The organism is uncultured Polaribacter sp. (assembly GCF_947495205.1).
GTDB lineage: Bacteria > Bacteroidota > Bacteroidia > Flavobacteriales > Flavobacteriaceae > Polaribacter.
On the sequence record NZ_CANLXV010000014.1, the window covers coordinates 21833 to 40572 of the forward strand.

The 18740-nt window shown below is 29.7% G+C and carries 12 protein-coding genes; 8 read left to right on the forward strand and 4 right to left on the reverse strand.

Going from position 1 to position 18740, the window contains the following annotated elements; translation table 11 throughout:
• Positions 1 to 6: 6 nt before the first annotated feature.
• The gene (locus tag Q0762_RS12510; RefSeq protein WP_298767246.1) at positions 7 to 2211 is read left to right on the forward strand and encodes a patatin-like phospholipase family protein; all 2205 of its coding nucleotides are present in this window, start codon (positions 7 to 9) and stop codon (positions 2209 to 2211) included.
• Positions 2212 to 2265: 54 nt separating this feature from the next.
• Here the strand turns inward: Q0762_RS12510 and Q0762_RS12515 are convergent, their stop codons facing one another.
• Positions 2266 to 4512, reverse strand: coding sequence for an inorganic phosphate transporter (locus tag Q0762_RS12515; RefSeq protein ID WP_298767247.1), 2247 nt, complete (start codon positions 4510 to 4512; stop codon positions 2266 to 2268).
• 261 nt (positions 4513 to 4773) lie between these two features.
• Between Q0762_RS12515 and Q0762_RS12520 the strand changes: the two genes are divergently transcribed.
• Together Q0762_RS12520 and Q0762_RS12525 are read left to right on the forward strand one after the other, a co-directional pair.
• Positions 4774 to 7512 (forward strand): TonB-dependent receptor, encoded by a 2739-nt coding sequence (locus Q0762_RS12520; RefSeq protein WP_298767248.1) that lies wholly within the window; start codon positions 4774 to 4776, stop codon positions 7510 to 7512.
• A gap of 214 nt (positions 7513 to 7726) precedes the next feature.
• Positions 7727 to 9670 (forward strand): hypothetical protein, encoded by a 1944-nt coding sequence (locus Q0762_RS12525; RefSeq protein ID WP_298767249.1) that lies wholly within the window; start codon positions 7727 to 7729, stop codon positions 9668 to 9670.
• A 71-nt stretch (positions 9671 to 9741) separates the two neighbouring features.
• Here Q0762_RS12525 and Q0762_RS12530 read toward each other — a convergent pair whose 3' ends face one another.
• Complete coding sequence (locus tag Q0762_RS12530; protein ID WP_298767250.1) at positions 9742 to 10224, reverse strand: heavy metal-associated domain-containing protein; 483 nt, start codon at positions 10222 to 10224, stop codon at positions 9742 to 9744.
• Positions 10225 to 10318: 94 nt separating this feature from the next.
• Between Q0762_RS12530 and Q0762_RS12535 the strand changes: the two genes are divergently transcribed.
• On the forward strand, positions 10319 to 11194 hold the full coding sequence (locus Q0762_RS12535) for a DMT family transporter (RefSeq protein ID WP_298767251.1): 876 nt from the start codon (positions 10319 to 10321) through the stop codon (positions 11192 to 11194).
• A gap of 100 nt (positions 11195 to 11294) precedes the next feature.
• Here the strand turns inward: Q0762_RS12535 and Q0762_RS12540 are convergent, their stop codons facing one another.
• Positions 11295 to 13343 (reverse strand): pitrilysin family protein, encoded by a 2049-nt coding sequence (locus tag Q0762_RS12540; RefSeq protein WP_298767252.1) that lies wholly within the window; start codon positions 13341 to 13343, stop codon positions 11295 to 11297.
• A 45-nt stretch (positions 13344 to 13388) separates the two neighbouring features.
• Positions 13389 to 14702: a pitrilysin family protein gene (locus Q0762_RS12545; RefSeq protein ID WP_298767253.1), complete on the reverse strand. Its 1314-nt coding sequence runs from the start codon at positions 14700 to 14702 to the stop codon at positions 13389 to 13391.
• 261 nt (positions 14703 to 14963) lie between these two features.
• Here Q0762_RS12545 and rplU point away from each other — a divergent pair, with 261 nt between their 5' ends.
• The 4 genes from rplU (at position 14964) to Q0762_RS12565 (ending at position 18677) form a co-directional block, all read left to right on the forward strand.
• Positions 14964 to 15626, forward strand: coding sequence for a 50S ribosomal protein L21 (gene rplU, locus Q0762_RS12550; protein ID WP_298767254.1), 663 nt, complete (start codon positions 14964 to 14966; stop codon positions 15624 to 15626).
• Between the two features lie 40 nt (positions 15627 to 15666).
• Positions 15667 to 15927 (forward strand): 50S ribosomal protein L27, encoded by a 261-nt coding sequence (gene rpmA, locus Q0762_RS12555; RefSeq protein WP_208080109.1) that lies wholly within the window; start codon positions 15667 to 15669, stop codon positions 15925 to 15927.
• A 118-nt stretch (positions 15928 to 16045) separates the two neighbouring features.
• A complete protein-coding gene (locus Q0762_RS12560) occupies positions 16046 to 17953 on the forward strand; it encodes a sensor histidine kinase (protein ID WP_298767255.1) in 1908 nt (635 codons plus the stop codon).
• Between the two features lies 1 nt (position 17954).
• A complete protein-coding gene (locus Q0762_RS12565) occupies positions 17955 to 18677 on the forward strand; it encodes a response regulator (RefSeq protein ID WP_298767256.1) in 723 nt (240 codons plus the stop codon).
• Positions 18678 to 18740: the final 63 nt, after the last annotated feature.

The window sequence follows — 18740 nt, forward strand, 5'->3', positions numbered from 1 at the left end:
CATTACATGCATCCTATTACAAAACTTGGTACACTTTTTCTAATACTATTTTATAGTTTGGTTTTACGTGCGCAAAAACAACCTAAAGTTGGTTTGGTATTAAGTGGCGGTGGTGCAAAAGGTTTTGCCCACGTAGGTATTTTAAAAGAAATAGATAAAGCAGGTTTACATTTAGATTATATTGGTGGCACAAGTATGGGCGCTGTTGTTGGCGGTTTGTATGCTTATGGTTATAATGCAGACCAAATAGAACAAATTATAACAACTACAGATTTTGCTAACCTTATGCGAGATTTGCTACCTAGAAGTTCTAATACCTTTTTTGAGAAAGAATACGGCGAAAATACCATAGTTACTTTACCTTTAAATAAAGGTAAGATTGATTTACCTAAAGGAATCTCTAAAGGACAAAATGTATTAAATTTATTATTAGAACTTATAGACACCAACAGTAGCACAAAAGATTTCTCAAAATTGCAAACGCCGTTTTTTTGTATTGCAACAGATATAGAAAATGGTGCACAAATAGTTTTAGAAAAAGGCTCTTTACCAATGGCACTTAGAGCAAGTGGTTCTATACCTTCTATCTTAAATCCTATAGAAATAGACAACAAGTTGTTAATTGATGGTGGCGTTGCAAATAATTTTCCGGTTTCTGTAATGAAAAATAAAGGTATAGATATTATTATTGGTGTAGATGTAGAAGGTAAATTGTATCAAAAAGAAAATATAAATTCTTTAGTAGCTATTTTAAACCAAGTGGTTAGTTATAAAATGTACAATAAAACGGAACAAGAACGTAAAAAATTAGACGTTTATATACATCCAGATATTTATAAATTTGATGCTTCAGATTTTGATAAAAAAGACGAAATTATGCAAAAAGGCTTTGAAAAAGCCAGAGAATATAAAGCTGTATTTAAAGAAATAGCAAAGAAACAAGGGGTAAAAAAAGCTCGAAAAAAAATAGATTTCGATGCTAAAAAAACACTAATTTCTGCCATAAATATAACAGGTGTAAAAAATTATTCAAGAGCCTATACTTTAGGGAAATTAAATATAAAAGTAGGAGATAGTTTGTCTAAACAAGAACTTACTGAAAAAGTTTATTTGCTCTCTGCCACAAGAAATTATACTACTATAAATTATAATTTAATGCCAAATAAAGATGGCAGTTGTACTTTAAATTTTAGTTTATTAGAGTCTAATGAAAGGTCTAATTTAAAACTAGGTTTGCATTACGATTATTTGTATAAATCTGGTTTTTTGGTAAACTACAATCATAAAAGGTTACTTAGCAAAAATGATGCATTGTCCTTAAATGTTGTTTTAGGTGATAATATACGTTACGATTTAAATTATTTTGTAGATAATGGTTTTTACTACAGTTATGGCTTTAGATCTAGATACAATCAGTTTAAAGCACAGGTACCTTTTAATGATATTAGGTTGCCAGATATTAATAGTTTAAGTTTAAATTATAGAGATTTTACCAATCAATTTTTTGTACAAACAACATTTAAAAGACGTTTTGCAGTAGGTGTAAAAACAGAAATTCAAAGAATAAGGGCAATTACAGAAAATATTATAGAAGAAAACGACCAAAATATTTCAGATAACAGCACTTATTTTAATGCTGCTGCTTTTTTAAAATTAGATACCTATAACAAACGTTATTTTGCAACCAAAGGTTTTTATTTAGATTTAGAGTTTAAGTGGTTTATTGCTTCTTCTGATTTTGCTAATAACTTTAAAAACTATCCGCAGGCAAAAGGTACATTTGGTTTTGCTATACCAATTTCAAAAAATTTAACCATTCAAAACACCAATGCTGCTGGTTTTTCTTTAGAAGAGGTTCCGTCTGATGTTTTCGATTTTTATTTAGGTGGTAATAATCAAAATTACATTAATAACTTTGTTTCTTTTTATGGTTATGAATTTGCAACTTTATCTGACGATTCTTTTATAAAATCTGAGTTTGATTTGAGATATGAATTTTTACCAAAACACTATTTTTCTTTTATTGCCAATTATGCAAGAGTAAATGATAATGTGTTTAAAAACTTTAATTTATTTAACCAAATAAAATCTGGTTACGCAGTTGGTTACAGTTACAATTCTTTTATTGGTCCTATAGAGTTAAAATACAGTTGGTCTCCAGATGTTAAAAATTCGGCTACTTTCTTATTTAATTTAGGATTTTGGTTTTAATACCATTCATTAAAAAATGTGGTATAAAATAGGTATGCTTAACTCGTGCAGTAATTAATTTTTAGTTGTTAAATGAAACTCTTCATAAGTTTGTAAAAGACTAATTAAAGCACCTACCAAATCTTTAGTTTCTAATAAAACACTAAAATATAAGGTTGTATTTTTTGGTGATGTTTCATCTGTTCTAATTCTTGCAATTTGTTTTTCTACAGATTTAGAAACATGTTTTAATAGTTCTCTTTTTTCTATAATTATTGAATTTAAATCGTCAAAAGATCTATTTTTAAAGGTAGTATCTATTTTAGAAAGTAAAGAAGAAAACTCTATATCAATAGCTTTTAAGTCTTTTAATTGCCCTTTTTTTAAGTTTTTATGATTGTTGTGAACGTGTTTGTAACTTGCTCTAGAAATATAACTTATAGATTGTGCAACATCTTGTAAATACCCTAAAACCATAATATAAAAACGACTTGCCTGCACAGAGGTTTCATCTAGAGATTTAATAAAATAAAATACGTTGTCTTTTAGATCGTCTATTTCTGTATTAAGTTTGGCTACGTGTTTGTCTGTTTTGCGTAGTTTGTTTAAATCATGATTAGCCAAATCATTAACAACATTGGTGTATAATTTGTCAATTCTTTCTGCAACTCCAGAAATATGATCTGCGCTTTCTTCAATTACGCCATTTATGGTAATTAATTCTGCTCTTTCTATGTAATCTTTCTTCTTAACTTCGTTTTTCTGTTTTCTGTGTTTTAACGTATTTCTTCCAATAAGAAAAGCTACTAAAAGTAATAAAACAGGAATTGTAGCCACATGTAAGCTAATAAAATAGGCAATTGTACCTGCTGCAACAAAAGCAATAATTGCTGTTAAAAACCAACCACCAATAACATTTAATACCCCAGCAACTCTGTATACAGCGCTTTCACGTCCCCAAGCTCTATCTGCCAAAGAAGTACCCATAGCTACCATAAAAGTAACATAGGTTGTAGAAAGCGGCAATTTCATAGAAGTAGCTATAGAAATTAAAACACTAGCCATAATAAGGTTAACAGACGCCCTTACCAAATCAAAAGCAGGCATTTCATAGGTTTTGTCTTGTGGCAGTTTTAATACGGGTTTTTCAAATTTAGAATTTATGTAGGCTTGTGTTTTTGCAGGTATTATTGTATTAATAATGTTGTTTAATAACATTGCAAAACGCACTGTTATTCTAGAGACATTGTTTGCTTTAAATTTTTCATGCCCTTCTCCTTGTCTAGATAAATCTATACCCGTTTTTATTACGTTTTGTGCTTTAGAAGACGTCCATAAGGTGGTAACCATAATAGCACCAGCTAAAAGTAATAACCAAATGTTAGAAGGTACTTTTTTAGCCAAACTTCCCATAGAAAAAAGAGTAGCATCTACACCAGAAGCGCTCCAAGCTTCATAAGAATTTAAAGCAGCAATTGGTACACCAATAAAATTTACCAAGTCGTTACCTGCAAATGCCATTGCTAAAGAAAATGTACCTACACCAATAATTAAAACTAAGATATTTAGTTTTAAAAACCGAATTAGAACACCAGATAAAGCAGTCCATATAAGAAAGCTAATTGCAATAATTTGTATGGTATTTCCTTCTAAAATGCCTTTAATACTACTGTAAAAATCGGTTCCTTTTAAACCTTTAATTATAATAAAATAAGTAATCGCTGTAATGGCAAAACCACCAAATAGGGCATTAATATAATTGGGCCTACTTTCAAAATTAAAAGAATAAATTAATCTAGAAAAATATTGCACAATAGCACCAACGGAAAACGCAACAAGTACAGAGAGTAAAATACCTAAAATAATATCTGTTGCAGTATCATAATTAATATAATTCCAAATTGCAGCAATACTTTCAGCATCATTATTGGTAATTTTAATAAGTGCAATTACAACTGCAGCACCTAGTAATTCAAAAACAATAGAAACCGTAGTAGAGGTTGGCATTCCTAGAGAGTTAAAAATATCTAAGAGTAAGATATCTGTAATCATAACCGCCATAAAAATGTACATAACATCTTGAAAAACAAACATGTTTGGGTTAAAAATACCTTTTCTGGCAACTTCCATCATTCCACTAGAAGTTACTGCTCCAAAAAATACACCTACACTGGCAATAATCATTATTTTTTTTACTGAAATTGCTTTAGAACCTATAGCAGAATTTAAAAAGTTAACGGCATCATTACTAACACCAACTACTAAGTCTACAACAGCTAAAACGGCTAATGCAACCAGCATTAAAATATATATATCGCCCATTTTTATTTAAAAAATTTTGTATCACAAAGTTAAAAAAGTCAACTACATGGTTACGTTATCTTAACGTTATGATATCAACTTAAAATTGGTCGAAAATAATGATTTTTTTTTGAACAAATAATAACTTAAAGAAATATTAAATTAACATAAAAAAAAGTTTGTTAACATTATATTAACACCTTTATAACAGAAGCATAATTTACAACTAACAGAGACTTTACAAAACTAATAGACTTTTGCATTCGTAAATAACACATAATAATGAAGAAATTTTTATTTATTGCTCTTATAACTTTAACACAAGTTTTAGTAGCACAAGAAAAAGGAACAATTAAGGGTTTATTAACTGATAAAGAGACTAATAATGAGCCTTTGCCATTTGTAAACGTTTTTATTAAGGGTACCACCATTGGTGCAACTACAGATTTTGATGGTTTATACAATATTAAAGTACCTGCAGGAACGCATACAATATCTTTTAGTTTTTTAGGATATAAGACTATTAACAAATCTATTACAATTGCAGCAGGAGAAGTTCTTACTATAAACCAGGTAATGGCTGCAGAAGAAGGTGTTGGTTTAGATGAGGTTATCGTAAGGTCTTCTTCAAGTAAAGATAAAGAATCTGCTTTATTACTAAAACAGAAAAAGGCAACAATAATTGTAGAAAGTATTGGAGCAGAAAGACTAGCCAAAACAGGTGTTTCTAATGCTTCTAGTGCAACCACTAAAATATCTGGAGTTAGTAAAAGTGAAGGAACAGGAGATATTTATGTTAGGGGTTTAGGAGATAGGTATTTATCTACCACAATGAATGGTTTACCAATTCCTTCTGACAATGTTGATAATAAAAACATTAATTTAAGTTTATTTTCTACCAATATTATTCAAAATGTTGGTATCAGTAAAACGTATGCAGCATCTAATTATTTAGACCAAGCTTCTGGTAATGTAAATGTAGAAACCAAAGGATATACAAAAAAACAATTTTCTATAAGTGTTTCTGGTGGTTCTAATACAAATGTTATCGATCAGTTTGGTAATTTTAGAAGAACAATTATTACAGATGATGTTACTTTGGGTTTTCATCAAAAACAATTTGCTGTACAAGATTTAGTAACAAGACAAGGTTGGGATACAAATACTCAGAACACCCCAGCTAATTACAGTATTTCTATTTCTGGAGGTCGAAAATTTGAAGTTTTAGGAAAAGAGTTATCTGTTTTTGCAACTGCCTCTCATTCTAAGAATTATAACTATCAAACAGGGATATTTCAATTGGCAAGAGCAAATATTATAGAACAAATTTTTTCTGATGTAGAAGTTTATAGTTCTAATGTAAATACAAGTGGTTACGCAAATTTAGGCTTAAGATTAAATGATAATCATAAAATTAAATTAAACTCTCTTTTTGTTGCTAAAAGTGTAGATTATTTGTTCGAGCAAGGTAGAAATGGTGTTGGTTTTGTGTTCGAACAAGAACCACAAGAAGAAGGCGCATTTGTTAGAGACCAGAATTACAAACAAACACTTATGTTTGTAAATCAAGCTTTAGGAGAACATAAGTTATTTGAAAACAATACGCTAAATTGGGGAGCCGGTTATAATTTTATTTTAGCAGAAGAGCCAAATAGAATTAGAAATGAAGTTAGTATTTTAAACAATACAACTGTTCAATATGCAAATAACAGTGCTTTTCAACAAAGAAAATCAAGTCAAAGAATACAAGATAGTGAAGTAAATGCCTTTTTAAAAGATAGTTGGTCTTTAGGAGAAGCAGATGAAGATGATAATTTACCTTTTACCTTAAATTTAGGTGTAAATTATAGGCATAAAGAAAGAAATTTTAGATCTCTTTTTATTGGGGTAGATGCAGACGGTTTTCAAGTACCAACCGTAGATGATATTTCATCAACCTTTACAACAACAGCTTTTAATAATGGTTTACGTTTAATAGAAAGACCATTAGATAGATATAATGGAACTTTTGATGCAATTGCTGGTTTTGCAGATTTTGATTTTGCTTTTAACAAACTAACAGGTAATTTTGGGTTAAGATTTGAAAGAGATGAATTTTTTGTTGAGTGGGATGTTGCAAACTTTCAAGGAAGAACAGGTTCTTTAAATAGAGATTACAATAATTTAAACCCAAGTTTAAATTTAAAATTTGAGTTAAATGATAGAAACTTTATTCGTTTTGCCTCTAGTATTTCTCAAACATTACCAGAATTTAAAGAATTTGCTCCATTTGAATATGTGTCTCCAACAGGTAGGGTAACAAAAGGAAATCCAGATATAGAAAGATCTAATGTATATAATACAGATTTAAAATGGGAGTTTTTTCCTAGTAGAGAAGAGTTAATCTCAGTTACGGCTTTCTATAAAAACATTTCAGACCCAATTAACCTAGCACAAACTAGAGGTTCTGCTGGTATATTCCAGTTTAATAATACAGGTGAAGAAGCAAACATTTTTGGTGTAGAATTAGAGGGTAGAGTTGGTTTCTTAGAAAATGAAGACGAAGAAAATCTTTTAAACTTAACAGGTAACATTACACAAATGTGGTTAAAACAAGATTTATTGGTTAATTTTCAATACAACAATAAAACTGAATCTTCTTTACAAGGTGCATCTGATTTTATAATTAACGGAGCGCTTACATATAGCGATAAAAAAGAAAAAGAATTTACGGCAACTTTAACAGGTAATTACTCTTCAGATAAAATATTCGCTTTAGGAAATCCAGAAAGTTTTGCAAGTAGCGATACATTATTTAATGAAGAAATTATAGAAAAAGGTTTTGTTACTTTAGATTTAGTATTAAGTAAGCAAATAACAGAAAAATTATCTGCAAGATTTATTGGTAGAAATTTATTAAATCCATCAATAAGACAAACACAAGATATAAGAGATTTAAATATGGGAGCAATTAGTACTGCAACGGTATTAGAGTACAAAAAAGGTAGTCAAATTTCATTAAATTTTAAATATACTTTTTAAGGTATAAAAAATGAAATTTACTCTTTTTTAAAAGAATTAAAACGGTCTTTAACAGTAAAGTTAATGGCCGTTTTTTTTGTTAGCTAACAATAAGTTAACAAATGCGTTTTTTCTTTTTTCATTAGTAACAATCTCTTAATATTTAGTTAAAAAACAAAACAACATTTAATAATAATTTTGCGTGAACAAAAAACAAAACAAAACAACAAAAAAAATGAAAAATTTTAAATTATTTTTATTTGCAACAATTTTAGGTTTAACCTTTACTAGTTGTAATGATGAACCAACACCAATCATTCAGGAAGAATCTCCTGTAATTGAAAACCTTAAAAATGGTATAATGAGTGGGAAATTAGAAGAAGATTACACATTAGATGCTTCTACTTCATACACATTAAGTGGTTCTTTTCTTATAGATGATAACGCAACACTTAACATTCCTGCAGGAACACAAATTAGTGCTGTATCTGGCGGAGTAGATATTTATATTGCAGTTTTACAAGGTGGTAAAATAAATGTAAATGGTACTGCCTCTAACCCAGTAATTATGGCATCTACAAATAGTAACCCAGGAGATTGGGGTGGTTTAACTTTATGTGGTAAAGCAACTACTACAGCAGGTGCAGGTGCTTCTGCAGAAGTAGGTGGTTTTATTTATGGTGGTTCAGAAGATTCAGATAGTTCTGGTATCATAAGAAACTTAATAATTAGAGGTACAGGAGCAGCAATTAATGCAGATTCTGAATATAATGGAGTTTCTTTTTATGCCGTAGGTTCTAGTACAGTTGTAGAAAACTTAGCAGTAATAGATGGTGCAGATGATGGTGTAGAATTTTTTGGAGGTACTGTATCTGTAACAAATCTTTACTTAGAAAATAACGAAGATGATGCAATTGACTGGACAGAAGGTTGGAATGGTACAGTAACAAATTCTTACATTGTGAATACCAAAGCAGATTTTTCTACTGTGGTTGAAGCTGATAAAGAAAATGGAAACCCAAAATTAACAAACTTAACAGCAGTTTCTTCTGTAGGTGGTACAGCTTTACAATTTAAAAAACAATCAGGAGCAACAATTACTGGTTTGTCTTTATTAGGGTATGATGATACAATTGATATGGCAGATGATGGTCCTTTAGCAAATGTTATTATAGATGGTGTTGCAGCAGACCCAACTAATAGTTATAATGCACCAGCAACTGTAGATATTTCATTATTTTCTTGGGCAAATGCAGAATTAGCAGAAGTAGTAGATTTAAGTGGTACATTAAGTACAACTTTAACTTTAGATAGCGATAAAAAATATAGATTAAGCTCTGCTTATATTGTTGAAGCTGGTGGTAAATTAATAATTCCTGCTGGGACAAAAATTAGTGCTAGAGCTGGTGGTGTAGATGTTTACTTAGCAGTTTTAGTAGATGGAGAAATAGATATTCAAGGTACAGAGGCTAATCCTGTTGTAATGTCTTCTACTGGGGCAGAACCAGGAGATTGGGGTGGTTTAACTATTTGTGGTAAAGCAACAACAACATCTGGAGCTAATTCTACAGCAGAAGTAGGTGGTTTTACTTATGGAGGTACAATGGATACTGATAGTTCAGGTTCAATTAAAAACTTAGTTATTAAAGGTACAGGTGCAGCAATTAATGCAGATTCTGAGTATAATGGAGTTTCTTTATATGCTGTTGGTTCTGGTACAACAATAGAAAATTTAGCAGTAATTAATGGTGCAGATGATGGTATCGAATTTTATGGAGGTACAGTATCTGTAACAAACCTTTATTTAGAAAATAACGAAGATGATGCTGTAGATTGGACAGAAGGATGGAATGGTACAGTAACAAATACGTATATTTCTCATACAATAGAAAATTTTTCAACTGCTTTTGAAGCTGATAAAGAAAACAACAATCCTAAGTTTGTAAATGTAACAGCAATCTCTACAACTGGTGGAACTGCATTACAATTTAAAAAACAGTCTGGTGCAACAATTACAAATCTTTTTTTAGAAGGTTATGATACTAACATAGATATGGCAGATAATGGTCCTTTATCTAATGTGATTATAGATGGTGTAGCAGCAACAACTACAGATGCTTATGATTCTGGTAGTCAAGTAAATATTTCTGCTTGGGCTTGGAGAAATGCAGGTTTATAAAAGTAATAGTATTTTAAAACAAAAAAAAGCAGGCTTTAAGCCTGCTTTTTTTATGCAATAAAATAAAGAAATTATTTAGATGTTTTGTCTGCGCAACACGCCATTTTACAATCTGCTAGACAACTCATCTTTCCGTCTGCATCTTTAACACAACATTTTGCTTTGTCTGCCTTTTTCATATCGCAGTTTTCTTTGCAATTATTAGCGCAAGAATGGGCTACTTTTTTTGAAGATTTTGCTTTAGCTGTAATTTCTGAAGCTTTGTATAAATCTCCTCCAGCAATACCATCTACAAAAGCTATTAAATCTTTTTTAGAGGTAGTATTGGCATCGTATTCTATATTAGCAATACTATCTGTAAAAACAACTTTTGCATCTATTATACCTTCTTTTTTAGATAATTTAGATTGTATGGTTTTTGCACAACCAATTTCACAAGTCATACCAGAAATAGCCAAAGCTATTTTTTCTTTTTTAACTTCTTTATTTTCCTTGCAACCTGTCAAGGTAAATAATGCTATCGCTATTGCGAAAAATATATTTTTTGTTCTCATTGTATTTATGAATTAAATTATGTTACAAATTTATTAATAATCAGGCGTATATTTTAATAAAAGTGGCATTTTTGCAGTTGTAAATGAGTTTTATATGAATAATCAGCAACAAAAATGGTTGTATTTGCTTTTACTTTCCTTAGTTTGGGGCAGTTCTTTCATTTTAATGAAAAAAGCACTTTTAGGAGTTACACCAATACAATTGGGTGCTATAAGAATGTTGTTTACAGCAATTTTTCTGTTAACTTTTGCATTTCCATCGCTAAAAAAAATACAGAAAAAACATTACAAGTATATTGTATTTACCTCTTTTGCAGCAACCTTTATACCTGGTTTTTTATTTGCATTTGCCATTACTAATATAGATAGTGCAGTAGTTTCTATATTAAATTCTTTAACGCCTTTTAATACGTTAATTTTTGGTGCTGCCTTATTTGGTTTTGCTTTTAAAAAAAGCCAATTGTACGGAATTTTAATTGGTTTGGTAGGTACGCTAATTTTAATTTTACAAGGAGCTGTTTTAAATCCAGAACAAAATTATTGGTACGCCTTATTAATAATTATTGCTTCTATTGGTTATGCTTTAAATGCCAATGTGGTTAAAAAATATTTAAGTGATTTAAATGCACTTTCTATTGTAACTGGTAATTTTTTAGTGCTAATTGTACCAGCATTTACAGTTTTGTGCTTTACAGATTTCTTTAAAACATTTCGTTTTAATAATAATGTAGTAATAGAATCTTTAGGGTACTTGGCAATATTATCAATTGTAGGTACAGGTATGGCAAAGGTTATTTATAATAAATTGGTACAAATTTCAGATCCTGTATTTTCTTCTTCTGTAACCTATTTAATTCCTTTAGTAGCTATTTTTTGGGGCGCTTTAGATGGTGAAGAATTAAGTCCATTACAAATTTTAGGTGGCTTTATAATTCTACTGGGTGTTTATTTGGTGAATAAGAAGAAGTAGTTTTTTGTATTAAGTTTAAAAATTTAAAACATTTTAGAGCAAAAAAAGAGCCAAAACCTAAGTTTTGACTCTTATTTATAATTACAATAATAGCTAAAATTTACTCAAAATCTGCATCAGAAACACCTTCGTTTACTTTAAGGTCAGTTACTTTTAAATCTAAACTAATTGGTCCCATTTTAACACCTATTCCATGTGGAAATAATACGCCTTTTACAGCTTTATAATCAGAAAAAACAGTTGGCGTTTTTACGGCTTTACCATCAGGAGTTTTGGTATTTTCTATTTCTTTTACTTTTAAGCCAGATGCCATATCATAAAACACTTCTGTGTCTTTATATTGTAAAACAATAGCATTTTTACCTTCTAATGGTTCTATTCTTAATAATTTACCAGCGGTGTAAGCCAAATCTTTAAATAAAGCATTACCATCTTTTGCTTTTGCAACCTGTTCTGCAGGTAGGTTCATTTTTTGACCTCTGGCTTCTTGGTAGCCATTTTCTCCATTAAAAACAGATTTACTCATTGTATTACCCATTACAGAAACTATTTGAGATGTTTTATTAGGAGCCGCAGCTTTCATAGTCATAACAACAGGTGTACCTTGTACAGTTGCGTTTGCAACCATCATAGTTGTTTTAACAGCCATAACTTTGTCTTTTCCGCCAATAGCTTGTAAATATTTATTTACTACAGTTTCAGCTGTCATTCCATCAGGAATTGGCATTGTCATTTCTGGTTTTTCTGTGGCGTTTCCATATTTATCAAAATACTTAATTGCATAATCTGTTTTTTCTAGATTTTTAAGTACTTCAATACCTTTACCTGTTATTACTATTCTAGCTTTGTCTCCTCTAAAATACTTAATGGCGGCATTTTGCACATCGTCTAAAGTAACTGCTTTTATGTTTTTAATGTAATTTGCATAAAAATCTTTAGGCAAGTTATAACGCGCAATGTTTAAAGCAAAATTAGCTACAGTTCTTGGTTTTTGCACATCCATAACAAAGCCACCAATATATTCTTCTTTAGAATTTTCTAATTCTTCTGCAGAAACTTTTTTGTATCTAATTTTATTAATTTCTTTCTGTAATTCTACAACAGAACTATCTGTAACCATGTTTCTAACACTTGCAGTTGCTCTAAAAGTTCCTGCATGTCTACTTTGTCTTAAACTAGAGTAAGATCCATAAGTATAGCCTTTGTCTTCACGCAAATTCATAAATAAACGTGCAGTACCACCACCACCAAGAATGTTATTTGCCATTAAAGCTGCATAATAATCTTTATCTCCAAGAGTTAAATCTATATTATTAATAATTGCAATTTCAGACTGAACGGCATTATCCATATTTATAAAATTAATTTCTGCAGTAGTAGGGTTTGTAGTGGCTGGCATGGTGTATTCTGGAATACTTCCTTTTTCCCAATTAGAAAATAAAGATTTCACTAATTTTTTAGTGGCTTTAACATCAATATCACCCTCAATAACTAAATATGCATTGTTTGGTCTGTAATAGGTATTGTAGTTGTTTTTAACATCTTGTAACGTAATTCTCTCTACACTTTCTTTAGAGGTAAATTCTCCAAATGGGTGGTTTTTACCATAAGTTAAAACGTCTTCTACACGTCTTGCAGCAGCAGTAACACTCTTTTCACTAGATTTTATACCGTCTAATGTAATTTGTACTTCTTTATCAAATTCCTCTTTTGTAAATTTAGAATTTTTAACACCATCTGCCATTAGACCTAAAATTTCTGGGAAATATTTTTTTAAAGAGGATGCGAATGCACCAGAACTATAAAAAGATACATTTGCTCCTAAAAAATCTACTTTTTCATTAAATTCATCTTTAGTAATGTTACTAGTTCCACGTCCTAATAAACTACCCATCATTCCAGAAACACCTGCTATTTCTCCTTCAAAATACGGTTTATTATCTATATTTAAACTTGCAGAAGCTCTAGGTAGTTTGTTGTTTTCTACTAGAATTACCTGTAAACCATTTTTAAGCGTAAAGGTTGTTGGTTTGCCTAATTTTACTACAGGATCTGGCCCTGGTTCTGGCATTTTACTTCTATCTATTTGTGCATTAACACTTATGGTAATTAAAAACAGTGTTATTAGTGATGCTATTTTTGTTTTCATAATTTGGTTTCTTTTGTTAGAAATTAATTTTAGATTTTAATTGATTTACTTCGCTTTAGGCAAATACTCTAAAGTTAATCTCTGGTTAGGGTTAAGATATTTTTTAGCAACATCTCTAATGTCTTCTCTAGTAATAGATCTATAAATATCTATTTCTGTATTAATTAAATTAGTATCGCCAAATAACACATGGTAACGTGCAAGAGAGTTTGCAATACCTTCCACACTAGAGTTTGAGTTTACAAAATTGTTTTCGAACTTATTTTGTAATTTTTGATAATCTTTTTCGGAAATTAAATTGTTTTGCATTTTTACAATTTCCTCATCAATTTCGGCAATAATATCTGCAAGTTTTGTTTCTCCTTGTGGTAATCCAAATAAAATATAGGTACCATAATCTTCCTGACTTAAGTTTATAGCTCCTGCTTGTAGCGCCATTTTTTTGTTGTCAACTAATTTTTTGTAAAGTACAGAGCTTTTACCAGAACTTAGGTAAGAAGATATCATATCTAAAACCCTAGAATCTCTAGTTTTCATAGATGGCGTTCTGTATGCCGCCATAATTGCAGGTATTTGAATGTTTGGATCATAACCTTTGGCAGTCATTGCTGTTGTAATAGGATCTTCTTTAGGAAAGTTTTTTGTAATATCTGCTCCTCTTGGTATTGGTCCAAAGTAATCTTGTATCATTTTTTTTGTAGTGGCAAAATCTATATCACCTGCAACAACTAAAGTAGCGTTATTAGGTACATAAAACTTTTTATTAAAGGCCAAAAACTCATCTAAAGTAGCAGCATCTAAATGCGCCATTTTACCAATTGTAGTGCCTTTATAAGGGTGTTTTTTGAACATATTTTCTTTCACATATTCTAAAAAACGCGAGTAAGGTTGATTGTCTACACGCAATCTTTTTTCCTCTTTTACAACTTCATTTTGGGTATCTACACCTTCTTGTTTTATAATTGGGTGCAATAAGCGTTCAGACTCCATCCAAAGACCTAATTCTAATTTGTTTGAAGGAAAAATTTCATAATAATAGGTTCTATCATCTGTTGTGTTGGCATTGTTTCTACCTCCATTAGAAGATACTATTTTAAACCAATCTCCTTTTTTAATATTTTTTGTTCCTTCAAACAATAGATGTTCAAAAAAGTGAGCCATTCCTGTTCTATCTGGCTGTTCGTCTTTTGCACCAACATGGTACATTACAGAAGTTATAACAACAGGCGCAGAGGTGTCTTTATGCAAAATAACGTGCATTCCGTTACTTAAATTGTACTCTTCAAAATCTACTTTTTGGGCATTTGTAGAAAAAGCCAATAACACTGCCGTAGCAATGGACAAAATACTTTTTTTCATTTAAAGTTAGTTTAATTAATAGTTAGCTGTATGTTGGACGCAAACAAACCGATTGTGTTACGTGTTTTTAGCATTTTTTTATTGGTTTCAAAAATAAAGAATTTAAAAACTAATTTTTTGTTAAAAATGGAATAACAACTTGTTTTTTAATTGATTATTTTTTGGTAATAACATGTTGTATTTTAAAAAAAGACGTATATTTGCATCCGCATTTTAAAGATAAAATGTTAATAATTAGTATAAATACGCAAAATTAAAAGTATGTACGCAATCGTAGAGATAGCAGGGCAGCAATTTAAAGTAGCAAAAGACCAAAAAGTATACGTACACCGTTTACAGGAGGAAGAAGGATCAAAAGTAACTTTTGATAATGTTCTTTTAACTGATGATAAAGGTAACGTAACTATTGGCGCCCCAGCTATAGAAGGAGCCGCAGTAACGGCAAAAATTCTAGGTCACTTAAAAGGTGATAAAGTAATCGTTTTTAAGAAGAAAAGAAGAAAAGGTTACAGAAAGAAAAACGGACACAGACAATCTTTTACAGAGATTCAAATAGAATCTGTTGTAGCTTCTGGTGCTAAAAAAGCAACAAAGAAAGCGGCAGCGCCTAAAAAAGAAGAAAAAGTAGAGGCTCCTAAAGTTGAAGCTGCAAAAGTTGCTCCAAAGAAAGCTGCAAAAGCAGATGATTTAAAGAAAATTGAAGGAATTGGACCAAAGATTGCTGCTACATTAGTAGAAGCAGGAATTGCTACATTTGCAGATTTAGCAAAAGAAGCACCAGCAAAAATTTCTGAAATTATTGCAGGTGTACGTGGAAATCACGTTACAGATACTTGGCCAACGCAAGCGCAATTAGCTGCAGATGGTAAGTGGGATGAATTAAATGAATTACAAGATAGATTAGACGGTGGTGTTGAAAAATAACCAACTTTAATTTAGCTTTAACCTATAAAAACTCAATACAATGGCACATAAAAAAGGTGTAGGTAGTTCTAAGAACGGTAGAGAATCAGAATCAAAACGTTTAGGCGTAAAGATTTTTGGTGGTCAAGCAGCAATTGCTGGTAACATTATTGTTAGACAAAGAGGAACTACACACAATCCAGGAGAAAACGTTTACATGGGTAAAGATCATACTTTACATGCAAAGGTTGATGGAATTGTAGAATTTCAAAAGAAAAGAGATAACAGATCTTACGTATCTATTACTCCATTTGAAGCTTAATATTTAAGTTTTAAAATATAAAAAAGCTCAAACATTTAGTTGTTTGAGCTTTTTTTTGCAAAAAATGTAAATTTTTTAAATTCTTTTAGTTACTTTCATATGTTAATTCCCCAAAACTATGAAATTATACATTAGTATTGCTATCTTCTTTTCTGCATTACAATTGTTTGCGCAATCAAATTTAGATTATTTTAAAGTAGAGCAGTACATTTTACAAGATAAGCTAGATTCTGCATCCTATTTTTTAAATAGTCTAGATGTTTCTCCTCAAAAAAAATTGTTAAACAAATTAATTGCTAAAGAAAAATTAACTTATGCAGACTATTATTTGTTTATTCTTAAGCTAACAAAAAGACAAAATGTAGATTATTTAGAGGTGCAACGTTATATTAATAAAACGGTAAAAGAACCTTTAAATAAAGACAAAATTAATATAGATTTTTTTAATATAAAGTGGATTTTAATTACCAAATTATTAGAAGACGCGCATCTAAGCGAAGGAAATATAGAACAAAAAAAACTTGAGAACTACATAAAACAATTTTCTGAAAAAAAACCTAATTATCTTTGGGCTACTACAAAACTAAAAACACATACTGTAGTAATGTACTTCATAGAAAAAGAGTTGGAAAAAGGAAAAAAACTTAGCTTAGATTGCCTAAAAATAGCAGAAGAATTAAACGATACTGAATTACAAATTGCGTTTTTATATAATTATAATGGTTATTTGCTTTATGAAAAGAATGTAGATAAATTTATAACTAGCTCAGAAAAATTACTTGCTTTGGATAAGCAATTACCAAAACATAGTTTTTATTATTACAAAGCTTTAAGAAATATTATTAATGCCTACATTTATAAAGGCGGTTACGAAGAAAAAGTAGCCCAATTAATTGATGAGTTGTACAATTCAGAAGCAAAAATTTACTCTTACTTATTGTACGTCCAAATCATTACCAAATTAAATAAAGAATCAGAAGTTTTTAAGGCAATTTTAAAAAAGTTTGAAGTTAGTAATGTTTTAGAATTAACAAAAAAATTAGAAGTTTTAGGTAAAAATCAAAATTCTAATGGATACTTTTTTTTAATAGATAAATTTTCTAGGGCTTTACATAAACATAAATATTATGATGAAGCTTTAGCTTATAAAGAAAAAGGAATAGAACTAACAAGAAAAATCTATTCAGAAGAATTATCATCATCATTAGCAAGTTTTAAAATAGCACAAACAGAAAAAGAAAAAGAAATAGAAGTGCAAATAGAAAAAGAAAAAACAAAGTTATATCTTATTATTGCATCACTTTTATTGTTTCTTTTGGGTGTTACATTTATTACACTTAGAAAATTAAAAAAGCAATCTTTACAACTATCAGAAAAGAATAAACTGATTAAAAAATCGCTTAAAGAAAAAGATTTACTTGTTAAAGAAATACACCATAGGGTTAAAAATAATTTTCAACTCATTACAAGTTTACTAGAACTTCAGGTAAAAGATATAGAAGATGAGAAAGCATTAAGTCTTATTTTAGAGGGTAAAAATAGAGTAAAATCTATGGCTTTGATCCATCAAAAACTATATTTAAATGAAAAAGGTTTAATAGATTTTGATGAATATATTCAATTATTAATTAAAGAAATTAATGCTATTTATGATGATAAGAATGAGGTAGAAACTAAAATTGTTTCTAAAAATATGATGCTAGATATAGATACAGCAATACCACTTGGTTTAATTATTAATGAAATTATTACCAATTCTTATAAATATGCCTTTAGTAAAATAGAGAAGAAACGCTTAGATATAGTTATGACTAAAACAGAAAATAAAGATATTAAGCTAGTTATTCAAGATAACGGACCAGGAATTTCTGATAAAATTAATTTGAAAAAAATAACCAGTTTAGGATTAAGATTAATTCATAGATTGGTAAGGCAATTACACGGGTCTATAAATGTTAGTAATGTAAACGGTACAAAATTTGAAATTATTGTTAAAGACTTTGAAGGGAGGCAATTGGTAGACTAACATGAGCAAATTAAAAGTTTTAGTAGTAGAAGATGAAATTATTATTGCAGACAACATTTGCAATGCTTTAAGAGATTTAGGTTATGAAACTTTAGAGCCTGCCATAAATTATACAGAGGCGCTAATAGCAATAGAAAAAGAAAAGCCAGACATTGCTATTTTAGACATTCATTTATCAGGAAAAAAAACAGGTATTGATATTGCTAAAAAAATAAGAGCTTCTTATTCCTTTCCGTTTATATTTTTAACCTCAAATTCCGATAAAATTACATTAAATTCAGCCAAAGAGGTAATGCCACCAGCTTATTTAATTAAACCATTTTCTAAGCAAGAATTGTATACATCATTAGAAATTACAATGCATAATTTTTCTGAAAGCGTTAAAGAAGCAGAAACTCAAAAAGCAAAAAACAAAGAAGCGCTTTTTATAAAAGAAAAAGGAGCTTACAAAAAGGTGTATTTTGAAGATATTCTTTATTTTCAAAGTGCCCACGTTTATATAGAGATTATTTTAAAGAATAATCAAAAAATTGTAGCAAGAACAAGTTTAAATGAAATTTTAAATAAATTAAATGATTCCTTTATAAGAATTCATAGACGTTATATAGTTAATACAATGTATTTATCACAAATATCGCACACTACTTTAATGGTTTTAAATGAAGAATTGCCAATAGGTAAAAAATATAAAGATGATGTTATAACCCGCTTTAATTTAATTTAATACACGCTAAAACACTTTTAGAACATTATTTAGCCGTTTAGAACATTTTACATAACCTATGTT